The sequence below is a fragment of the Rothia sp. CCM 9418 genome (assembly GCF_048512825.1).
GTDB lineage: Bacteria > Actinomycetota > Actinomycetes > Actinomycetales > Micrococcaceae > Rothia.
Window position 1 is genome coordinate 269,709 of sequence record NZ_JBLXXX010000002.1, and the last position, 20,291, is coordinate 289,999.

The window sequence follows — 20,291 nt, forward strand, 5'->3', positions numbered from 1 at the left end:
TTTTATGTTCCTTCTGGTGTAGGAACTATTGCGTGTGCCGCTACATCAATACCATGTTCAAACCCGAAAGGTCCTACGACCGGTAGGGCACCATGCACACGAATTTCGAGAGTCTGATACCCATCTACCGTAACGAGTTGATAACTCACCTCTGATGAGTAAACGGCTGGAAGTTCAGAGGCGATGATGTCTCGTGTGCGTTGTGCACCGTCAGAGTAGTTACGGTCGAGGAGGGCGCCATATCGTGCACCTGTTGAGGCAGCATCAATCAAAATATTGCGAGTATAAATCGCAAAGGTTATTTGTAATACCAGCGCAAAGAACAAGACAGCAAGAGAACTGACCATCACAAATTCTGCGGTGGCGTTACCGTCTTCTGCGGTGTTGCGTATTTTTTCTTTGGACAAAGGATGCTACCTCAACGGGGTGTGAAAGAATCTGAGTTCTTTTGTGCTCATCAGCTTAAGCTCACGCTTACTGACCAATCATTCCGATAGCGTTATTGAACATGTTCAGCAACGCATCTTTTGCGACGACGAGCAGCGCGGCAACAAGGATTGCGGTCATCATCGTAATCATCACCCAGCCGGGGACGTCTCCACGTTCTTCTTCTGTTTTAGCTTGTAAAGTCCAGATAAATGCTGTGACGGTGGCAAGAATTTTTTGGATGAGCTCTTTCATGAGTGTTCTCCTTAGGTAGTTTTTTGGTCGTAGAGACCCGTCTTTTTTAGAAGTTGAGGTTGATAAGCGATAGTCCTGGGAAAATCGCGAAAACAACCGTCAATGGCAAAATGAAGAAAATAATGGGTGCCATCATGGCAATCTCTTTTTTTCCTGCAATTTCCATTAACTCTCTTTTTGCGTTGTCGCGTACGTCTTGTGCTTGTGCTCGAAGAACATCAGCCAGTGGTGTTCCTCGTTCGATGGCGACGACAATACCGTCCACAAAACGTGATAGCGGTGGTAAAGAAGTACGCTGCGAAAAATCTTGAAGGGCGTTCACGAGGCTGTCTCCTGAGCGCATTTGGGAAAGAATCTTTTGGAACTCTGTTGCAAGTTCGCCAGAGGAACAGTTGCAGACTCGTTCGATGGCGCCGAGGGCTGATTCTCCTGCGGTAACCGATAGTGCCATGAGTTCGGCAAGGGCTGGGAACTCTGCAATCATTTGGGATTCTCGTTGTTTGATGTTTTGAGTCAGCCACCAATCTCGTGCAAGGAATCCGGTGATGGCGCAAAAGATGGAGAGTAAGAAGGCTGCGATAAAGTCTATATTTCCTCGTAATGCGCCCGTGCCAAAGATGAGTATGCTCAATAAAAGTGACGTAGTTGCCCATACGAGTTGTTCAGCTCTAAAGGTTGTGACGTCCATGGAACTGCCACTGTGAATAAGGCGTTTTTGTAAGGCTACGCTGTTGGCGGTTGACGAGTTGAAACGTTGCTGTATGGATTGGGATATGGGTCGGATGAGTTCAACGCTGCCGCTGATGAGGCCTAGATGTTGGTTTCTCGCGTGGAGGTGCTGGGTTTTCATCTCGATGGCTTTGAGTTGCGGGGCGATACGATCGCTAAAGTCTGTTGTGTGCCCTCGATAGAGTGCATCTCCTACGAGCCAAAGGCCGGCGGCTAAGATCAGGCTGAGTATGAGGAGGATGCTCATACGAGGACTCTTTTCTCTTCGGGTAGCTCGCCAAGTTTGAGCATAAGACGGTAAGCAATAATTGAGATGATGAGACCACTAAGCATGACCATAAATCCAGAAAAGCTATTGTAAATATGGACAGTTCCTGGTTGGGTTGCCATGAGGCAGAGTACGACCCAGGGTGCTGCGACAGCAAGTTTTGCGGCGTTGATGGTCCATGACTGTCGGGCTTCAAGTTCGGATCGGGTTCGGGCGTTTTCTCGTAAGAATTCGCTGAGTGTTCCTAGAAGTTTGCTGAGGTCTGTGCCTCCGACTTCGCGTGTTACTTTGAGCGCTTCGACGATGTTATCTGCGGTGGGGTCTGAGAGTCGTTCTTTGAGTCGGTTAAGGGATGCGACGAACTCGCCGGTAGAACGATAGTCAGCAGAGAATTGTTCGAAGGATGGACGGAGTTCTTCTGGTCCACGGTATTGGAGTTGCATCAGAGCCTCTGGCAGGGAGAGTCCTGCGCGGATGGCAGAGCGTAGATGGTCTACGACGTCGGGCCAGAGTTCTCGCATGAGAGCTACACGTTTCTTTGCTCGCTGACGAATCATCATCCATGGTGCTATACATCCTAGGCAGGTACTCAATAGTGCAAGGTTATATAGTGCAGTCAACGCAAAAATCACAAGCCCCAGAAACAGCGCAAAGCATATGCTAATAAGGTAGAACATTTTTGCGGAGACTCGGTGTACGTCTGCTTGGTGAAGTAAAAGTCTTATTTTTGAGTCAAAAGTATTTTTTCGTGGTTCTTTGGCTGGTTGTTCCCAACAGGATAGCCAGATGAGGAATACCCCAATGCCTAAGGTCAAACCCAAAATAATGTTCATGAGAGTTCCTTAGCTTTGCCCTAGTACGTTCTCAAAGGTGTAACCCTGTTGAGCAAACTTTTCTGCTGCAGGTAGTTCAGATGCGTATAAGGTGAAGTCTTCTCCGTCTCGTTTAAAAATAGTGCTTGTTTCGATAATCCCGTTTTCTACGCGATTTCCTAGCGCAATAATTTCTTGAACGTGGCGTTGACCGCGACGTGTTCTTGTGCAGTGCACAACGAGATCAAAACAGGATGCAACGGTTGGAACCACAAATTGCGAGGAGATATTTTCCCCTGCAAGAAGGGGTAGAGTGCACATTTTGGTGACGGCATCTCGTGCAGAATTAGCGTGGATGGTGCACATACCTGGTAGACCAGAGTTTAGCGCGATAAGCATGTCGAGGGATTCTGCTTCACGGACCTCTCCGATGAGTAGCCGGTCAGGGCGCATACGTAGCGCTTCTTTGACGAGCCTACGTAGGTGTATTTCGCCTTTTCCTTCGAGGTTAGCTTGCCGACATTGCATACCAACGACGTCTCGTAGTGGGACGTTGAGTTCAAAGATTTCTTCGCAGGTGATGACGCGTTCTCGTGCTCCGATGCTTGAGCAAAGACAGTTGAGCATGGTTGTTTTCCCTGCTTGCGTTGCACCGGAGACGAGAATGTTCAGTCCGCTGGCGACAGCCGCATCAAGGAATCGAGCGGCAGCGGCGTTCAATGACCCTAAACGGACCAGGTCGTTGAGGCTTCTAGCGCGCGCAATAAATTTTCGGATGTTGACGTTCCAATGTTTCTTGGTGATGTCGGGGATGACCACGTGCAGGCGGCTACCGTCGGGCAATGAGGCGTCGACGAAGGGTGTGCTGAGGTCTAGCCTGCGTCCAGATATTTTGAGCATGCGTTCTACGAGAGAGCGGATTTGTTCACTATTGAGTGTTATTCCGGTTAGTTCAGATTCGCCTGCTCGAGCAACAAAAATTTCGCTGGGAGAGTTAATCCAAATTTCTTCAACGCTGGGGTCTTCAAGGTATGGCTGTAGCGCACCAAACCCACAGATTTGGTGGATGAGCCATTGTCGTGCGTTCGTCAAATCTTCAATGCGTGGGAGAGTTCCACGAACCATGCGTGTTTCGTAAGCGTTAAGAGCTTGATCGATGAGTTGATGCGCTTGTTGGGTGTTGTTGAGAGGGTCAATTCCACTTTCACGGATGAGCTCTCGAACATCGTCTTCAAGGATTTGATGCCCTGAGTTGCGTTGTTGTGTTAGGTGCATGGTTTTCTTTGCGTTTGTATGGCAGTGGTTAGCCTAAACATCAGTTCAGACATAAAAAATCTAAATCTACAACATTTTTATTTCAACTAAATATTATTTTTGTGGATAAGTTGAAGACTTTTGGGCACCTTGGAGCATATGTTTTTACCCAAATGGCCCACTAATTTTCACTAAACGTTTAATGAAAGTGCTAGTCAAGAGTTCTTTCAAGAAATAAACATGTTAAGTTGTCTACAGAAGACCCCACAAGAAGTAATAAAACGTTATCCCTTGCCATAACGCAAACATGCGGGTAACCTGCCCGAGGTTACCCGCATGAATATCTATCACAAGATGAAATTATTGTTTAGGAGTCGAGACTCTCACCGCGCATAATTTTCACGGCATCGTCAACAGGCCCGTCAAAAACCATATGTCCACCGTCCATGATGATGCCACGATCACAAATCTTTGAAATCATATCTAGCTCATGGCTCACCACGACGAGAGTCTTTCCCGCCAAACACAACTGGCGGATACGTTCCAGACACTTCTTCTGGAATTTTTCATCACCAACAGCAAGAATCTCATCAACTAAGAAAATTTCTGGATTTGTGTGTACTGCTACCGCAAAAGCAAGTCGAAGATACATGCCTGAAGAATAAAACTTCACTTCAGTATCCATAAAATCACCAATTTCTGCGAACTCTTCAATAGAGGCAAATTTTTCGGTAATTTCGTCTTTGCTCATACCAAGGATAGCGGCATTCAAATAGACGTTATCGCGTCCGGTCAAGTCAGGGTGAAAACCTGCGCCTACTTCAATCAGTCCTGCGATACGTCCACGAGTCAGCACCCGGCCAGAATCAGGAACCATCACACCAGATATCAGCTTAAGCATGGTAGATTTTCCAGAACCGTTTTTACCTAATAAGGCAACACGCTCCCCCTCACGAATATCGAAAGTCACTTCGTTGACGGCATTAAACTTTTCGTTCAGGTCACCTTTACGTCCGCTGACAAGCCAAATAAAAGCTTCTTTCATGGAACGCGTATGACGCAGCACAAAACGTTTGATAAGCCTATCAATGCGGATGACTACAGTGCCGTGAGGGTTGACTGGAGGTAAGTCAAACTTTTTAACTTTCATCAATAATCAGAGCTCCTGAGCGAAGTTGCCTTCACAACGACGGAAGAAAATATCTCCCAGCCACAAGAAGAACAACGACACTAAAATCGCTACAGGCGTCCAAAACGTCAGTAGATGAGGTGGAATCTGTGCAGCAACCGAAGATGCCAGCTCTGTTTCATCAAGAGTTGGCATCCAAAAAGCATAGTGATAAAGCTCTACAGCAATAGTCACAGGGTTCAGCAAGTAAAGGTTAATGACCCATGGATAAAGAGTGTCACGCACCATCGTCCACGAATACAGCACAGGAGAAATCCACGTTGCAATCATCAATAACATATCAACGATGTTTTCAGAATCTCTAAAGAAAACATTGGCAACGCCGAAAATCAGCCCCAGCCCCGAAGAGAAAATCATAATGATAATCGTGGCGACGATAACCGCACCGAGCTGTTTCACATCTGGTGACCAGCCTGCAAAAAAACAGGCTACTAAAAGCACTACCACTTGCGGAACAAAATGTATTAGTGCCACCCAAACTGTTGAGACAGAGAACAACTCACGCGGTAGGTAAATCTTTTTAATCAAAGCACCATTAGCGATGAGCGCCCGCGCACCATTACTAAACCCCTCGGAGAAGAAGTTAATAATCACCATTCCAGAAAAGAGGTAGATGGCGTAGTTGTGCATTCCTCGTTCTAGGCCCAAGAACACGCCAAGGGCAATATAGAAAACACTAAACTGCACGGCAGGTTTAATGTACGACCATAAAATACCTAACACAGATCCGCGATAACGAACCTGAATCTCCTTATCAACAAGAAGTTTAAGAAGATATTTATGGGATGGTATATCGCGTAGACCGCGACCTGAGCCCGGAACGCTTAAAGGAATATCAGCAAGTTTTTTCATCGAGTAATTTCAGATTCAGTATGTTGATCAAACGTTTTCTTCCATGACTCAAAAGAAGTCAATTCAGTAGCAGCTGCGCGGTATTGCTGACGTAGCTGAGGCCAGCTCTTAAGAATCTGTGCCGTCAGTTTTGTTGATTCAACAAGTTTAGAGCGCAACTGCTGCGGGTCACGTTTATACCATGAAACGGCAGAACCTTCTGCGTTAGAAACCAAAACAGAATCATACTGGGACATACGCCACCAACGGTTATCGAGGTGAGCAATATGTGCCTGTGGGCGGTTCTTATATGTATCTTCAACCGGTTTGACAATCTGCTTTGCAAGGGTTTTAACAGCCCAAGGAACTAAGCTCTTATACGATGGTGGCGCAAAACCACGGCCATTACGCGGAGGCTTATGCATCTTTGGTTCGGGGAAGGACTCGATGTCTTCTTTGAATTGTGCATCCGAGTACTGTTGTACAAGTTCACGAATCTGGGGAAGACGCTCAGACAAAATCGTATGTAGCTGTTCGGGGCCTTGAAGAATATCGCGTAAAGCCATAATTCTTCCATGCTCGGTAAAGTACTGCATCGAAATAAGATGTTTCACATCCGCAAACGAAGATTCTTGTAAGAGCTTTCCTCCACGCTCATAAGGTGAGTGAAGCAATGAAGTGATGATGCGGTTACGAATGTGGAAGTATGCCTGCCAACCAACAAGATCATCTTTATCTGCCCATGAGACGTGCCAAACAGCTGCACCAGGTAGAGATACAGTGTGGTATCCAGCTTCTTTAGCTCTTAGACCGTACTCCACATCATCCCATTTGATGAAGATGGGTAGAGAAAGACCAATTTCTTTGATGACTTGCGTTGGGATAAGGTCCATCCACCAACCGTTGTAATCGACGTCGGTTCGTCGATGCAACCATGGGGTGTTGCGTAAGCTACCGTGCAAGAAGTCATGTCCAAGGAACTGATCTGCGTGAGGTAATGAGGGTTGGAAACGGTAGCGGTTTACGACTTCACCGAAGGTGTGTAAGACCGTACGGTTGTAGAGGTCAAACATGTGTCCACCCACAATAGTAGGTTTACGGCACATGTCGGCAAAAGTGAGTAGACGAATAATAGATTCTGGTTCAACGACGACGTCGTCATCTAGTAGAAGGGCGTAGTCGCTACCGTTTTCTACTGCTTCATACATGCCGCGAGCAAAACCACCAGAGCCGCCCAAGTTACCTTGATTAATGATGCGCAGTTTTCCAGGAAGCTGCGCTGCAACTTCTTCAAAGCCTTCAGCATCTTGAAGTTTTTGGTTACCTTGGTCAACGATAAGAATTTCTTGAAGGTTTTCCAAAACTTCTGGATTTTTTGCCAGCAGACGTAGGTTATCTAGGCAGAAGTCTTGTTTATTCATAGTGGTAATCTGCAAAGTAATTTTCCCTGCAGTTTTACCGTTATCTTCACCTAACCACTGAGCAGAGTGAAGAATCAGGTTATCTTCACCGCTAGCAATAAGCTCGAACCAGTACCAGCCGCCGTCACCAAAGGGTTTAAGCGTCAAATCGAATTCTGTAGTTTCTTTACCAGAAAGGCTCTTTGAATCAACACGCTGAATAGACCCGCGTGCATTGGACTTATACACAACGATAGTTCCAGTACCGTTCGTACGAGTTTGCAAACGCACAGAGGTCAGAGGCGTCCAACGTTTCCAATAAGAAGCGGGGAAAGCATTGAAGTAGGTGGCGAAAGAAAGTCGTGTTCCAGAACGAATCAAGGTAGAACCGCGACCGATAAAATCCTCAATCTGAGTTTCTGATACCTGAGAACCGAGATGCGCAGAATCGGTACGTTCTGTTGTTTTTACGGTATCTAAGGAATCGTTCGAGGTAAGTGCCCCTGAGACGTGTGAAAGTTGCACGCCGGTTGCGATACCAGAATCTACGTATAGCGGAATCGTATCGGTCTGGTCTCGTTCTGGGAAGATGACACGTTGTAGGGTCTTCATCGTTACAGTTTCAGTGCTCATCATTTATACCTCGACTCCGCCAGAAACAATCTTCTGGCCTTTTTCGAAGTGAGGTCTAATTTTGTTATCAAACATGGATAGTGCAGAGCCAATAGCCATGTGCATATCAAGGTACTTGTAAGTTCCAAGACGTCCTCCGAAGAGTACGCTCTTCTCCCCCGCAGCGAGATCACGGTAGGCAAGAAGCTTTTGACGATCGTTGTCAGTATTAACGGGGTAATACGGTTCGTCGCCTTTTTCTGCAAAACGAGAAAATTCACGCATGATGACGGTTGCATCTTTGGTGTAGTCACGTTCCGGATGGAAGTGGCGGAACTCGTGGATACGGGTGTAGGGAACGTCTTCATCGGAGTAGTTCATGACAGCGCAGCCTTGGAAATCTTCCATTTCGAGGACTTCTTCTTCCAAATCAATAGTACGCCAGGACAAATCACCTTCTGCGTAATCGAAATATCGGTCGACAGGGCCAGTGTAGACAACAGGAATCTGCCCAAGAACTTTTGAACGGGAGTACTCATGTCCGTCTTCAAAAAAGTCCGTGTTCAGGTGAACCTCAATATTTGGATGTGCTGCCATACGCTCTAACCATGCAGCATAACCGTCTACAGGAAGACCTTCATATTTATCGCTAAAGTAGCGGTTATCGTAGTTATAACGCACAGGAAGACGAGAAATAATAGACGCGGGGAGTTCCTCGGGGGAAGTCTGCCACTGTTTTGCAGTGTAGTGCTTAACAAATGCCTCGTATAGAGGGCGACCAATCAAGGAAATACCTTTATCGTTAAGATTTTGAGGGTCTGTTCCAGCAAATTCTCCAGCTTGTTCTTGGATGAGAGCCTTAGCTTCTGTGGGAGAGTATGCGGCGTTGAAGAACTGGTTGATGGTTCCTAGGTTGATAGGTAGGGGGTAAACGATGCCCTTATGCTGTGCGTATACGCGGTGTTTATAATCCGTGAACTTTGTAAAACGGTTGACGTATTCCCAAACACGTTCATTTGAGGTGTGGAATAGGTGCGCACCATATCGGTGTACTTCAATGCCAGTGCGCTCTTCTTTTTCGCTGTATGCATTACCGCCAATGTGAGAACGACGGTCCAGAAGCGCAACCTTCAGTCCCAATTCAGTAGCGGCTTGCTCTGCGATTGTCAGTCCGAAAAGACCTGAACCTACGACAACAAGATCAGCGTTCACAAATACTCCTGTACTTCTCGCTTGAGTTATGAGCCGCTCAAGCTTTCTTTATTATCTTGGCGTAGCCCTCAACAGCGCTACAACGGGTGGTTCTTATGATGCTTTTATTAAAAGACATATCAACAAAAACATTCAGTAAACAAACTACCTGAATTTCTATTGTATCTCTCGTGTTCGCGTAGTGGTTCATTCACTTGAAAATGATTATTCCGTCAAAAAGTGGTGTGTACATCAAAATGTGTCTTATTTTTGGGGAAAACTTTCAGGAAATTCTCCGATACGACCTTAGTTATCCACATATTATGATGGGCTATTGAGCCCTTCTGGTGTCAGCAGCTCTAATGAACCTATGGAGCGCTTTTTCTTGATATATCACCACATCAGTGGCACGTATACCCCTATCTATGTTGAAACTACCGAAGACACGTGTGGGGCGTCATTACAAACCGTTCTAGAACAGTTCTCGCAGGTACCGCCACTATATCTTCACAATATTGCTCTCTCAAAAGTTGCTGATATTAGTTCATTGCCTTCTGGAACTATCCTAAGCACTCAGCCGGAAAAGACTCCTCACCCATCAAAGATTATCTGTTATCTTTGTGTCGAAAACGGACCAGACTGCGGCATGATATACCCCTTAACACGTGGCACATACATTATAGGACGTTCTGATTGCGATATCACTATCAAAGATATGGCTCTATCCCCGCATCACGGGAAAATAACGATTTCGCCTACACAGCTATTTTTTCATAACCAATCTCGCCCAGCCATCCCGTTATCTCTAAATACCCCGTTCCGGATTGGTAATTCATTCTGTGTACTAACTCAAGATTTATCGTGCAGGCATAGTACTCTCACACCCGAGATTCTCGCTCCTCTTGAAATCACGCCACCAGTAACTGCCAAGCATACTCTGCAACGCGCATTGATGACTCTCCTGCCATTAGCGATTGGAGTACTCATCGCGTGGTTAATGCATACATGGATTTTTCTGCTCTTTTCAGCCGCGACTTCTGTGCTCATGGGTGTGCATTGGGTCAAGAGCAGACACGAAAACACGCAATACCGTGAATTTATACAAAACAAAGCACAAGAAGATGCAAAACAATCTAATAATGTCCATCATGCAGGATGTCCTGGTTATCGTCCTGAACATCAGCCAAGAATCTTGTGCATCGGAAAAACTCAGCGTTACGCAGCACTAACTCACAAGAGCGCACCACTAACACGCTTACCTTTTATGCATGATATCGGGTTCTTTTTGAGATACCACGAAGAAGATACCGTCCATATCTATACGCATACCGCGGCAGGAACTCTACGTTCGTTACTCATACAAATATGCTCTCAACACAAACACGCCATTGTTTTCACACCAGAGTTTATTCACGAATATCCTGAAGAATATGCACTATTAAAAGCACTGACGCTGATAGCAGATACAGACACCAAGACCCCTCATAAGCCGTGGGTTATTGCAATTTATTCGTCAGAACAACCGTATCGTGTGCAAAAAGAAAAAAATTATCTCTTCATCTGCACTACGGAAAAGACCCTCTCGCCGACCCCATATACCTCAGAAAAAAGCATTACTCTGCGACAACAAAACCCCTATACTCCGCTACTAACGGCATATGTCCCGAACTGTTTCTCCCGACAATTACCAGAACACGACCAGCAAGCTATAACAGTACTTGCCAACCAGATGAGCATCCAGTCCTTCGCAAACTCTATTAGCAGACAATTGCAACAACATACACAATATAAACGTCAAATCTCATCTAGCAGTATTGAGTCTTTCCCTCTCTTTACACAGGTAAATTCCACGAATAAAACAGCTGAGGGAGGAATTCCCTTAGAGATTGAAGTACTTATCGGAGTTGTTGACGGAAAAGAACATTACCTAGGGCTCAATCAGGATGGTCCGCATTGGCTTATTGCAGGAACCACAGGTTCTGGAAAATCACATTTGCTGCGGGCTTTGCTCCTATCAATGGTCTACCGCTATGCTCCAGAACGTCTTGGGCTTATCCTCATCGATTTCAAAGGGGGAAGTACTTTTAGCCCGTTTGCGCAGATACCGCATACAAGAGCTTTTTTAACAGATCTTGACTCATCTAGCGTGCAAAGAGCATTTCTTTTCATACGGGCGGAGCTACAACGCCGAGAAGAATACTTTGCAACGTTAGGTGTTAGTTCCTATAGCGATTACATCGGCCAATATGATCCAAATTCTCAGCTACTTCCAGAACTTATCATCGTTATTGATGAGTACAAAATGCTCATAGACGCCCACCCAGAGGCTCATGCGCATATCGTTACTCTTGCTACTATTGGGCGTTCTTTAGGTGTTCATCTCATTCTCGCAACCCAAAGACCGCAAGGAAGTGTTGCATCAGATATTCGAGCAAACATCACGACCACATTGTGTCTTCGCGTTTCGTCGGCGCAAGAATCCATGAGTCTTATTAATAGTGATGCAGCATCAAAAATATCAACTTCAACACCAGGTGCAGGGTTTATTTACCAGACAGACGAACAGCTGCTGCCATTTCAAGGGGTATCTATTGACGTTCCGGCGAGCGCTCCGAAACCACCCCTACATATCCAATATGTTGGCTCTTCATATCAGTATCCATTCCCTGCCGAACAAAGCCATGATGAAGACACGATACTCCGTAGCTATCTAAAAAATCTTGAAGATGAGAAAACTTTCACTAGCCCCATTCTTCCAAGCCCCGAAAAACATAGTCTGCATTACAAGAATTCTCGCCCTCAGGAATATTTTGCTGGAATATTAGAGCTCCCTGCTCAAGGGGCACACCATAGATTACAGTTTTGTTCGGAGGAAGGAACTTATGCTCTTATCGGAGCACCTGATGAAAAAGAAACGCATCTTTATTCTTTCCTCAGACAAGGTGCACAGATGGGTGCTGAACTCTACGTGTTTACGGCAGATACACGCTTTTATGAAAAGATGAAAGCACTTCAAGGACAAGGAAAGACACCACGTTTTACAGTTTTGACAAGCCCTTATGACCCAGAATTTTTGCGCCATATTATCGAATATCTTATGAAACATCCACCTCAGGATAGTCCGCAAGTCATCCTCTTTGACGCACTTGACCTTTGGCTCGAAAATTATACTCGCGAACGGTCCTTAGAAAATCTCATTCTTGCGCTATTGCTCGAGCAGATACCGCAACGTACAGTATTAGTCACTGCACATCAGATGTTAAAGGGCAGATTCTCTAACATTGCACGTACGTCCTTGTATTCGGCACACACTGTTGAACACGATCCGTTACGTGCTCACCAACGCCATTACCCCGTACCAGGTTCTGAACAGTTCACGGTAGAAGGCGAAGCACTGCACCGTATCAAAGGAGCAGAAAACGTCAAAGCAGGGTTGTTCTACCCCTCCTATTGTTCTTATGAAGAATTAGAACAAGAACTTCCTATAGCAAGACCATTATTTACGCAGGTTCCGGAGCATATCTGTTGGGAACGATGGGAAGAGGGTCTCAAGGATTCTTCCCATTATCCAGATGATAAACACCTAGCTGTTGGTATGAGCACTACGCAAGATGCTGTATCTATTGCAATAGAATCCGGACAATACACTCCTATTGTCGGGGGTGTTCGCAGTGGAAAAACAAATGCGCTCAGGGTGCTCCACAATAGCAACCGAGACTATGATAGTTTGCTCATTCATGGGCAAAAAGTGGGGTCTGTTCAAGAGGTTAAGGAACTTTTAGAAAAAATATCAGAGCCAGAACAACTCATTCTTTTTGTTGATGACGCCCATTACCTTAGCGCAGAAGCACAGAACATACTGATAGATTTTAGTGCTCAAGCTCAGCATATATTCTGTGTTTATAGTGCAGAACCTCGTTGGTCTCATACGCCACTAGCATTAGCGTGTAAAACGGCGAAACAAGGCATACTTCTACAGCCGCAGGGACATGCTGAGCTACAGTTCTACCCGCAACTACGACTACCCTATAACGTTATGACAGAGGGCAAGATACCTCCAGGTAGAGCAGTGATTATAGAACCTTACCAACAGTTCTGTTGCCAGTTGCCTCTGGCTACTGAAGATACTTAGACACCGTAGAGCTAAATAATAAGATGATGTTTATCCCAGCAGTTAGAACTGTTAAAAGAGCGAGGATATGCCCCGAAGCAATAACGGCTTGAACCGCAATAATGATGATAAATAGTTGCCATACAAGAATCATCGAACGAGCATATCTACGAGCCTGTAGAAGTGCGTAAGCGCTCCATCCAAGGCACCCTGCAATAGCAATGAAGCAGAGAGTCAGAGGTAACCCAATGGTAAGGTTTGTTGCAAAGACAGTCAGTAATATGGCGTATATGCTGATGCATAGAGCTTGAAAAAAGACCAGCGCTGAAACTGTTTTAACAGCTGCTGGTGCGTGATGTTCTAGCATCAGGGCTCCTTGCGTTATAGAACTATTAACCGGATGATATCCTATCTCAGTTTTAGGTCCCTCAGAAGAGCCCCTTTTACGCTCTGTGATAGAACACTCAAGTTTTATTGACATTTTTCCGGTTAAAACTCTTGTCTATGAGTTCATTACGTGCGAACCTTATTGAGGTTTGATATGGCCCCTAACGTTAGGGGCCTTGATTTGTTGTAGAAGCATCATTGAACTCTTAGTTGGGTGCTTCAGGTCTATAAGGAGAACGTGCTCATGGATTGGCGTAGCCGTGCTGCTTGTTTGGAAAAAGACCCGGAACTCTTTTTTCCCGTAGGAAATAGTGGTCCGGCTCTTCTCCAAATTGAAGAAGCTAAAACGGTGTGCCGCAACTGCACGGTTATGGACACCTGTTTGCAGTGGGCCATCGAAACTAGCCAGGATTCTGGTGTGTGGGGTGGAACAAGCGAAGACGAGCGCCGTGCCATTAAACGACGTGTCGCCCGAGCTCGTAGGGCTTCCTAAACATACCGCATCTAGTAGCGAGGTTTCTTATCTCTAATCAATGATTAGAGATAAGAAACCTCGTTTTTTATGAGGACCTCAAAGGACTGCTCCCCCATTGGGCGATGGCAGGCTATGCACCTGCGTCGATAAGGACTGCATCGATAATGACCTCAGTGCCTCTTGGCTCAGCTGAACGCCAACGGATAGATCCGTTCAATTCGCTTGCGACAAGAGTACGAACAATTTGCATGCCAAGTCCCTCATCATTGCTAATCGTTAAAGAACCTGCGTTGTCTGAAGCTGGAATACTCCTATCTCCCATACCAATACCGTCATCAGTAATCGTAATTTTTAAAGTATCTTCATGGGCTTTGTTATGTCCCCTCTCCCCACGGAGGGTGACAGTTCCTGCCTGACCAGCTAATCCATGTTCAACAGCGTTAGCAACAATTTCGTTGATAATGAGCGCTAGTGGGGTGGCGAATTGGCTCGGCAGTTCTCCAAAAGTTCCTTCAAGGACGGTTCGTACTTCTTGTCCGGGAGATGCGAGTTCTGCGGCAAAACGAAATTGACGCTGAATTAGTTCATCAAAATCTACGCTTTGAGTCAGCCCTTGAGAAAGAGTCTCATGTACTAACGCGATAGTTGCTACTCGTCTCATAGCTTCTTCAAGACCTTGTTTAGCTTCTTCGGTGTGCATGCGACGAGATTGCAAACGGAGTAAAGCAGAAACTGTTTGAAGATTATTTTTAACACGATGGTGTATTTCTCGGATGGTGGCGTCTTTGGTCATCATCTCTAATTCACGCCGGCGCAGTTCCGTAACGTCACGGCATAGTAGCACTGCGCCGTATCGTTCTTCGCCAAGTGCGGTAGGACGCCGGAACGGAATTGCACGAAAAGTCACGCTTGTATTGTTTGCTCGTACCTCACCACGCCATGGCATTCTGCCCGTCAGCACTAGGGGAAGAGTTTCGTCTGCTTTTTCGCTACAAGGAATGAGTTCTCGTGTTTTATCGACAAGACGCGTGTCTTCTAGTTCTTCTTCTAAGCCTAGTCTTTTATAGGTTGAGGCGGCGTTGGGGGACGCAAAAAGTACTTTTCCTTCGGCGTCAAGAGTAATCACCCCGTCACTAACTCGTGGGTTGCCACGAGAACTTCCTACGGGAGCTGTAAACTCGGGCCACGCTCCGCGAGTCACCATTTGTAAAAGATCCATAGAAAACTTTTGACACATCAATTCAACTTTGGGCGGAATACGCGCATCAAATAGCTCAGTGTGAACGGTCAATAGGGCGATAACACGTTCTTCTCGCACAAGAGGCACCATACAGGTGTTGGTTCGCGTACCAGTTTCTGGAAGCACATGAGAAAATTTTTCGACAGTTTTATGAAGCCATGCTTTCTCTGCATGAGGGATGAGGTCTTCATACATTGCTTTGTTCACCATATCGCGGTGAAACAGTGTATGTACGGTGGAGGGACGTACTTGCGCCACGCTAATGAATTGATGTGGCGGTTCTATATTTTGAGGTAACCACAGGACGAGGTCTCCGTGTGCAGCATCAGCGATAATCTGCCAGTCGCCAAGAAGTAAATGTAGCCATTCAGAGTCTCGTGGACTAAGGTTCTCAGAATAGATGGTGGCTTCTCTAAGCATTCTTCTGCCCCTTGATGTGCAGCTCGTCTTGGTTATCTACACACATGACGATACCACCTGTTAGGTGGAGTTTTTCTTCCTCCACCACCGTTTTTTCGGAGGTTCTGGACTGTCGTCATGGCGCTTAACACTGACTAGTGTAGGTTCTTCCTGGTTCTTATCTTTTTTAGAGCTTTCTTCAGGTGTACTCAGTTCCGATAGCATGGTGCGTATTGATTGCGTTATAGGAGATTGTGAGGATAGTTCAACAACGGTTTTCCCGGAGAGAGAGCATTTATCGACGATAGCCGGTTCGTAGGGGATGAAACCTTTGATAGGTTTTTCAGGGCCAAATCGTTGCCATGCTTGTAATATTTTTTCTTCAGGATGATTTCCAACTGAGGTTGAGCGAACTTTGTTGACCCATATATCGGTGGCGGTTTCGAGATTCCGTCGTTGTTGGAAGTCTTGAAGTTCTTCGTATGAACGTAAGAGTCTGGGGATTCCTAGTACATCAGCGCTACCAAGCAGAATAATTTTGTCTGCAGATTCTAAGGCGACGTGGGTTGCGGCGTTACGACTTGGTGCTACCCCGTCAAAGGTAATTTCTTCATCTTCTTCTAGGCAGAATCCTGTGTCAATAATGATGAGGTCATAGTTCTTGCGCAGGGTTGTGAGCAACAGTTCAAAAGCTTGAGAGCGGATTTCTGGCCAGCGGTCGCTGCGGGTAATTCCGGTGACGACGTCGAGGTATCCTCCTTCAATTTTGATGGTACTTATGATTTCGTGAATATTTTCTGCCTCTAGTGTTGTTCTATCAGCAAGGTGACATAGCTGCGCTAAGCCAGAATAATCTTCTAACATTCCTAAGAGCGCGCTCACAGCTGGGGCGTAGGTGTCAGCATCGATAAGACATACTTTTTCTTCTTTTTGGGTTGCATAGGCTGCGAGGTTTGTGGCAATTGTTGATCGCCCGGGTGAGCCTGCTCCACCCCAGACGGTAAGAATTTTTGCGTGGTGTAAGGTTTGTGGTTGGGGTTCTTCTTCAGTTCTGTGTTGAGAAGTTATCTGGGTTTTTTCAGTCTCTATGTGGTTGTTATTGTGTGTTTTGTGGTCTTCTGTAGAGGTGATGTGCTCAATATGTTTGAGAAGTTCTTGTGTTTCGGTTAGAGAGCTGATGGTATGCGCCCCGGCAATATGGCGGCTTTCTCCGGGGTCTACGATGATGAGGGTGATGACCTGAGCTTCGGAGAGCTGATGCACTAAAGATGCTGTGAGATCTTCATATCCGCTGACGAGCAGGGCAACACGTGCAATACCGCTGTGTGCGATGCCGATGAGGTCACTGAGCTCTTGAACGTGTCGCACAACGCTGATGGCGCCGCGTTGACGTTCGATTGCTTGGATGTATTGTCCAGCGGTATCACCTAAAACGACTACGGGGATATTCATAGTTTTTCCTAGAAAGATGGAACTAACGATATTTTGCTGTCGTTAGATGTGGCGTGAAGGATAGAGGATAAGACGTCTTCGCTCACAAGTAGTTGCAGTGCAGTCTTTCCGGTTGATCCGAGAACGGAATCTTCACTATTGATACGGGCAATTTCAGCTTGTTCCATGAGACGCACGGGGGTTGCGTATCCGTTACCGTTTTCGTTTTTCGAGGAAACCCAAACGTCTACTAGATCTCCGGCTTTGTACCCTGATGCGACGGTGGCGTCAAGAACGATGGTTGTTTTCTTACGGTCATTTTGTTCAGCTTCTCCTAGAGAGTTTTTAGGGACGAGCTGATGAGCACCAATAAATTGGGTTGCGATATGCGCTGACCCGTTTTCGTCGGTAGAGAGATATTGTGAGGATGCTTCGCTAAGGCGAACGTCTACTTTTTTGAGGTCTTTTTCGGTGATTTCTTCTCCGACATAGATTTCTCGGGTGGTGACCCAATAGGGCTTTGTTTGGTTTGATATGTTGACGACGGCGATAACTCCTGTGAGCGAGAGCAGAATGAGGAAGAGCCCAATCAGCAGCTTCGGGTCTTTGAAACCGGGTTTTTGTAGGCGTGAAGTAAGTGTTTTAGAAGCTTTTGGGTCTGTTTTCATGCGGGAGTTCTATCAGTTCTCTAGGAGGTTTTGGGATTCGGATAACAGCCTACTGAATTTTCAGATTCTTAGCATCTCAAAAGCGAAAGTTTCATTTCTTTACTATGAAACTGTGGATAAAGCTCCTTGTGTCAGTCAAAAGGCAACATATCTGAACGTTTACTATCAAAGAACACGAATAAGGGGTTATAGTAATGAACAACTATCACCTTCTTCAAACGTCAACAAGGATACTTCTATGGTTAAGCAACGTTTTTATACACTGACAGAAGTTGGAGAAATCCTCAATATTTCCTTAGCTCAGGCACGCGCTATCGTACGCTCAGGTGAACTTCCTGCCATACAAATTGGTGGACGAGGCCAATGGAGAGTCGAAGACGTCAAACTCGAAGAATATATTGCTCAAGCGTATAAGAAGACTGAACAAGCTATTGAACATCACCAGATAGCCTCATCGTTTTAATCCCTACGCACTGCGCAGAGAACAGGCTGCCCCAATATTCTCTAACCCAACGGTTCGCATACCTGTAATATGTCTTGAACGATATTGCCCGTCTAAGGGGTGTAAGGCTACCTCGATAAAATCGAGTCCTACTTTTTCAATCGTCCCTTCAGTTGTTGTCACAAAATCGCGATGAAAAATACGTAGGGGTGTTCTAGCTATGCTGAGCGCTCGAAACGCATAAGAAAAGTTAAGTTTCCGCATCAGAGTTCCGGTATCGACCTGCGCATGATGGTTGCCTCCTTCCCACCACATAATAGAACGCAGGGGCAGGAGTATATTTTCTGTACCCGAGCGTAGCTGCACCCAGCCGTTACCGACAGTCTCAAGTTCAGCGTTCCATGAGATAGATGAGCTGCAGCAAATACGAATATTTTTTCCTTGTTGAGCCGCTAAACGATCTAGTTGCTGGACTTTCGCAAATTCTGCACGTTGCAATTCATGCGCAGAAGATTCTAGCTCTTGCTGTCGCAGAGAGTCGAGCTGTGCTTCATAATCTCTAAAAATTTTTTCCATTGATACTTGTATATCCCATCTTCGATGTTACATGAGATTATTTTTCTATTTTCTATGAAAAATTATTTAAAACTCTTTACTTTTTGCATAAAAACAGTACATACTCTATCTAGATGTATCAAACAACATCAAACGATATGATAAGAGGTTTTTATGTATCAAGCGAGAACATTAGTTAAGCTTCCAACGAGCTGTTCAAAAACTGATTACCTTCTGAGCGTTGGAACACCTCTCCTGGCAGCATGCAGTATTTGTTGTTCTCTTCTAGCACTATCCACGACAAAGCCAACACGCAGTGATTATCTATATCTTCAACTCGTCCTTTGTCTAAGTGGCTTAGTTCTTCTTTGGTGGTGCACCAGTATCTTCTGTATTCTGCGTTCATACCGTATCCAGCAGAAAACTCATCAACGGTATCTCAACCTTCCATCGTGGATACCTACTTGTCTCAAAAATTGTTCACTAGCGCTTCTTGGTGTCAGCATTATATGCACTCCTGCACAGGCATATTCCCCCAACCCGACAGCAACCGCTATCACCTGTGTAGAACAAGACCATCTAAAACCTCTAGAGCACGAACCAGTTAGTGCACCGTTGACGACACTCTTTACCTCAAAGGCTTCCCAACACTATTCGCCAGAAAAAACGTCTTCTGTCCGCCACACCCAAAATAGCCCTTTGCACCATGTCGTACTCTCAACGTCAGAAAAAGAGTATGTCCCGCTCACACCGCTCTTTGGCGTCACCACATCGACAAGAAATGCAGAGCCTAAAAGCGATTCAAAAGATTATGTTGTTCGCAAAGGAGACACCCTTTGGAGCATTGCACAAACATATTTAGGAGAAGAAGCAACGCCTCGTAACACCATGGAGTATAGCTACCGCATCTACCAACATAATCAAGAACGCCTACGCGGTTATGAAGCACCCATATACCCCGGAGAAATACTCGTTCTTCCCAGCATCTAAAAGCACCCCACCTTACACCTATATACCAACGACGATATAAGGACATATCATGGCCATCCACCACCCCGAATCCACGCCAAACCAACAACGCTTTACCGTCATCTCAGCAGAAGAATACGAACGTTTCCGACAGGCCTTAGCTCAAGAAGAAAACATCAACTTCCGCCCTAAAAAACCTGTTCATCCAAGTAACGCAGAATGTAAAGCTATCGAGATTATGTGTGCAGGTATTAGCGTTGCAATCCTTGAAGTCTTTGCAGGGCGCCGACCACCGCAACACATTGCGCGCTGGCTTAGCCAAGAATGCTATCAACGAGTGACGCAAAGAGCGCAGCTCACCCAACAGCTCCTACGGCAGCAGAACACCAGAACACGTATCAAGCCTTTTGCTACACCCAAAACACAACTACCTAAACCCCGACGTGCTAAAGCACAAAAAGTACGGACAGATACCTTTGAAGTGTGTCTCATCATGGAAGATCTGACACGAGTACGAGCCATAGCCATGAAAGTGGAAAAAGTTTTCTCCAAATGGAAAATCACAGCTCTAGAAATTGCATAAAACAAGTGGTGGAGTGTTTGACCGAATACGGTCAAACACCCCACCACTTCTAATAATAAGAAAT

The 20,291-nt window shown here is 45.7% G+C and carries 19 protein-coding genes; 5 read left to right on the forward strand and 14 right to left on the reverse strand.

Going from position 1 to position 20,291, the window contains the following annotated elements:
• Positions 1-2 precede the first annotated feature (2 nt).
• From ACN083_RS03965 to glf, 9 genes are all read right to left on the reverse strand, one after another.
• Positions 3-407 carry a TadE/TadG family type IV pilus assembly protein gene (locus ACN083_RS03965; protein WP_419101522.1) on the reverse strand — a complete coding sequence of 135 codons (405 nt, stop codon included), beginning with the start codon at positions 405-407 and terminating at the stop codon, positions 3-5.
• A 67-nt stretch (positions 408-474) separates the two neighbouring features.
• On the reverse strand, positions 475-681 hold the full coding sequence (locus tag ACN083_RS03970; protein ID WP_419101523.1) for a hypothetical protein: 207 nt from the start codon (positions 679-681) through the stop codon (positions 475-477).
• Between the two features lie 46 nt (positions 682-727).
• Positions 728-1,657, reverse strand: coding sequence for a type II secretion system F family protein (locus ACN083_RS03975; protein WP_419101524.1), 930 nt, complete (start codon positions 1,655-1,657; stop codon positions 728-730).
• Positions 1,654-2,511: a type II secretion system F family protein gene (locus tag ACN083_RS03980; protein WP_419101525.1), complete on the reverse strand. Its 858-nt coding sequence runs from the start codon at positions 2,509-2,511 to the stop codon at positions 1,654-1,656. Before ACN083_RS03980 ends, ACN083_RS03975 begins: the two co-directional genes overlap by 4 nt.
• A 9-nt stretch (positions 2,512-2,520) precedes the next feature.
• Positions 2,521-3,765, reverse strand: coding sequence for a CpaF family protein (locus ACN083_RS03985; protein ID WP_419101526.1), 1,245 nt, complete (start codon positions 3,763-3,765; stop codon positions 2,521-2,523).
• 346 nt (positions 3,766-4,111) lie between these two features.
• Positions 4,112-4,894, reverse strand: a complete 783-nt coding sequence (locus ACN083_RS03990; protein ID WP_419101527.1) for an ABC transporter ATP-binding protein — start codon at positions 4,892-4,894, stop codon at positions 4,112-4,114.
• 6 nt (positions 4,895-4,900) lie between these two features.
• Positions 4,901-5,785 carry an ABC transporter permease gene (locus tag ACN083_RS03995; RefSeq protein WP_419101528.1) on the reverse strand — a complete coding sequence of 295 codons (885 nt, stop codon included), beginning with the start codon at positions 5,783-5,785 and terminating at the stop codon, positions 4,901-4,903.
• Entirely contained in the window at positions 5,782-7,797 is a 2,016-nt protein-coding gene (locus tag ACN083_RS04000) for a glycosyltransferase (RefSeq protein ID WP_419101529.1), read from the reverse strand. Before ACN083_RS04000 ends, ACN083_RS03995 begins: the two co-directional genes overlap by 4 nt.
• Positions 7,798-7,800: 3 nt before the next feature.
• Complete coding sequence (glf, locus tag ACN083_RS04005; RefSeq protein WP_419101530.1) at positions 7,801-8,988, reverse strand: UDP-galactopyranose mutase; 1,188 nt, start codon at positions 8,986-8,988, stop codon at positions 7,801-7,803.
• Positions 8,989-9,337: 349 nt separating this feature from the next.
• Here glf and ACN083_RS04010 point away from each other — a divergent pair, with 349 nt between their 5' ends.
• Positions 9,338-13,099, forward strand: a complete 3,762-nt coding sequence (locus ACN083_RS04010) for an FtsK/SpoIIIE domain-containing protein (protein ID WP_419101531.1) — start codon at positions 9,338-9,340, stop codon at positions 13,097-13,099.
• Here ACN083_RS04010 and ACN083_RS04015 read toward each other — a convergent pair.
• Positions 13,083-13,445: a hypothetical protein gene (locus tag ACN083_RS04015; protein ID WP_419101532.1), complete on the reverse strand. Its 363-nt coding sequence runs from the start codon at positions 13,443-13,445 to the stop codon at positions 13,083-13,085. The two genes, ACN083_RS04010 and ACN083_RS04015, sit on opposite strands and share 17 nt — an antisense overlap.
• Positions 13,446-13,709: 264 nt before the next feature.
• Between ACN083_RS04015 and ACN083_RS04020 the strand changes: the two genes are divergently transcribed.
• Positions 13,710-13,958 (forward strand): WhiB family transcriptional regulator, encoded by a 249-nt coding sequence (locus ACN083_RS04020; RefSeq protein ID WP_419101533.1) that lies wholly within the window; start codon positions 13,710-13,712, stop codon positions 13,956-13,958.
• Between the two features lie 112 nt (positions 13,959-14,070).
• Here the strand turns inward: ACN083_RS04020 and ACN083_RS04025 are convergent, their stop codons facing one another.
• Genes ACN083_RS04025 through ACN083_RS04035 form a run of 3 tightly spaced genes read right to left on the reverse strand, consistent with a single transcriptional unit; the run spans position 14,071 to position 17,678 of the window.
• Entirely contained in the window at positions 14,071-15,600 is a 1,530-nt protein-coding gene (locus tag ACN083_RS04025) for a sensor histidine kinase (protein WP_419101534.1), read from the reverse strand.
• A 60-nt stretch (positions 15,601-15,660) separates the two neighbouring features.
• Positions 15,661-17,031, reverse strand: a complete 1,371-nt coding sequence (locus ACN083_RS04030) for an AAA family ATPase (protein ID WP_419101535.1) — start codon at positions 17,029-17,031, stop codon at positions 15,661-15,663.
• 8 nt (positions 17,032-17,039) lie between these two features.
• Positions 17,040-17,678, reverse strand: coding sequence for an SAF domain-containing protein (locus ACN083_RS04035; protein ID WP_419101536.1), 639 nt, complete (start codon positions 17,676-17,678; stop codon positions 17,040-17,042).
• A gap of 238 nt (positions 17,679-17,916) precedes the next feature.
• Between ACN083_RS04035 and ACN083_RS04040 the strand changes: the two genes are divergently transcribed.
• Positions 17,917-18,141, forward strand: a complete 225-nt coding sequence (locus ACN083_RS04040) for a helix-turn-helix domain-containing protein (RefSeq protein WP_419101537.1) — start codon at positions 17,917-17,919, stop codon at positions 18,139-18,141.
• Positions 18,142-18,144: 3 nt separating this feature from the next.
• Here the strand turns inward: ACN083_RS04040 and ACN083_RS04045 are convergent, their stop codons facing one another.
• Positions 18,145-18,696 carry a hypothetical protein gene (locus ACN083_RS04045; RefSeq protein ID WP_419101538.1) on the reverse strand — a complete coding sequence of 184 codons (552 nt, stop codon included), beginning with the start codon at positions 18,694-18,696 and terminating at the stop codon, positions 18,145-18,147.
• A 153-nt stretch (positions 18,697-18,849) separates the two neighbouring features.
• On the opposite strand from ACN083_RS04045, the gene ACN083_RS04050 reads away from it, so the two are divergent.
• Both ACN083_RS04050 and ACN083_RS04055 read left to right on the forward strand, forming a co-directional pair.
• Positions 18,850-19,665, forward strand: a complete 816-nt coding sequence (locus ACN083_RS04050) for a LysM peptidoglycan-binding domain-containing protein (RefSeq protein ID WP_419101539.1) — start codon at positions 18,850-18,852, stop codon at positions 19,663-19,665.
• A 49-nt stretch (positions 19,666-19,714) separates the two neighbouring features.
• Entirely contained in the window at positions 19,715-20,227 is a 513-nt protein-coding gene (locus tag ACN083_RS04055) for an Rv3235 family protein (RefSeq protein WP_419101540.1), read from the forward strand.
• Positions 20,228-20,291 lie beyond the last annotated feature (64 nt).

Excerpts from the sequence above, each read along its gene's own strand:
- ACN083_RS03970 (WP_419101523.1), bottom strand. The coding sequence starts at position 681 with ATGAAAGAGCTCATCCAAAAAATTCTTGCCACCGTCACAGCATTTATC.
- ACN083_RS03975 (WP_419101524.1), bottom strand. The coding sequence starts at position 1,657 with ATGAGCATCCTCCTCATACTCAGCCTGATCTTAGCCGCCGGCCTTTGG.
- ACN083_RS03980 (WP_419101525.1), bottom strand. The coding sequence starts at position 2,511 with ATGAACATTATTTTGGGTTTGACCTTAGGCATTGGGGTATTCCTCATC.
- ACN083_RS03985 (WP_419101526.1), bottom strand. The coding sequence starts at position 3,765 with ATGCACCTAACACAACAACGCAACTCAGGGCATCAAATCCTTGAAGAC.
- ACN083_RS03990 (WP_419101527.1), bottom strand. The coding sequence starts at position 4,894 with ATGAAAGTTAAAAAGTTTGACTTACCTCCAGTCAACCCTCACGGCACT.
- ACN083_RS03995 (WP_419101528.1), bottom strand. The coding sequence starts at position 5,785 with ATGAAAAAACTTGCTGATATTCCTTTAAGCGTTCCGGGCTCAGGTCGC.
- ACN083_RS04000 (WP_419101529.1), bottom strand. The coding sequence starts at position 7,797 with ATGAGCACTGAAACTGTAACGATGAAGACCCTACAACGTGTCATCTTC.
- ACN083_RS04010 (WP_419101531.1), top strand. The coding sequence starts at position 9,338 with ATGGAGCGCTTTTTCTTGATATATCACCACATCAGTGGCACGTATACC.
- ACN083_RS04015 (WP_419101532.1), bottom strand. The coding sequence starts at position 13,445 with ATGCTAGAACATCACGCACCAGCAGCTGTTAAAACAGTTTCAGCGCTG.
- ACN083_RS04020 (WP_419101533.1), top strand. The coding sequence starts at position 13,710 with ATGGATTGGCGTAGCCGTGCTGCTTGTTTGGAAAAAGACCCGGAACTC.
- ACN083_RS04025 (WP_419101534.1), bottom strand. The coding sequence starts at position 15,600 with ATGCTTAGAGAAGCCACCATCTATTCTGAGAACCTTAGTCCACGAGAC.
- ACN083_RS04030 (WP_419101535.1), bottom strand. The coding sequence starts at position 17,031 with ATGAATATCCCCGTAGTCGTTTTAGGTGATACCGCTGGACAATACATC.
- ACN083_RS04035 (WP_419101536.1), bottom strand. The coding sequence starts at position 17,678 with ATGAAAACAGACCCAAAAGCTTCTAAAACACTTACTTCACGCCTACAA.
- ACN083_RS04040 (WP_419101537.1), top strand. The coding sequence starts at position 17,917 with ATGGTTAAGCAACGTTTTTATACACTGACAGAAGTTGGAGAAATCCTC.
- ACN083_RS04045 (WP_419101538.1), bottom strand. The coding sequence starts at position 18,696 with ATGGAAAAAATTTTTAGAGATTATGAAGCACAGCTCGACTCTCTGCGA.
- ACN083_RS04050 (WP_419101539.1), top strand. The coding sequence starts at position 18,850 with ATGTATCAAGCGAGAACATTAGTTAAGCTTCCAACGAGCTGTTCAAAA.
- ACN083_RS04055 (WP_419101540.1), top strand. The coding sequence starts at position 19,715 with ATGGCCATCCACCACCCCGAATCCACGCCAAACCAACAACGCTTTACC.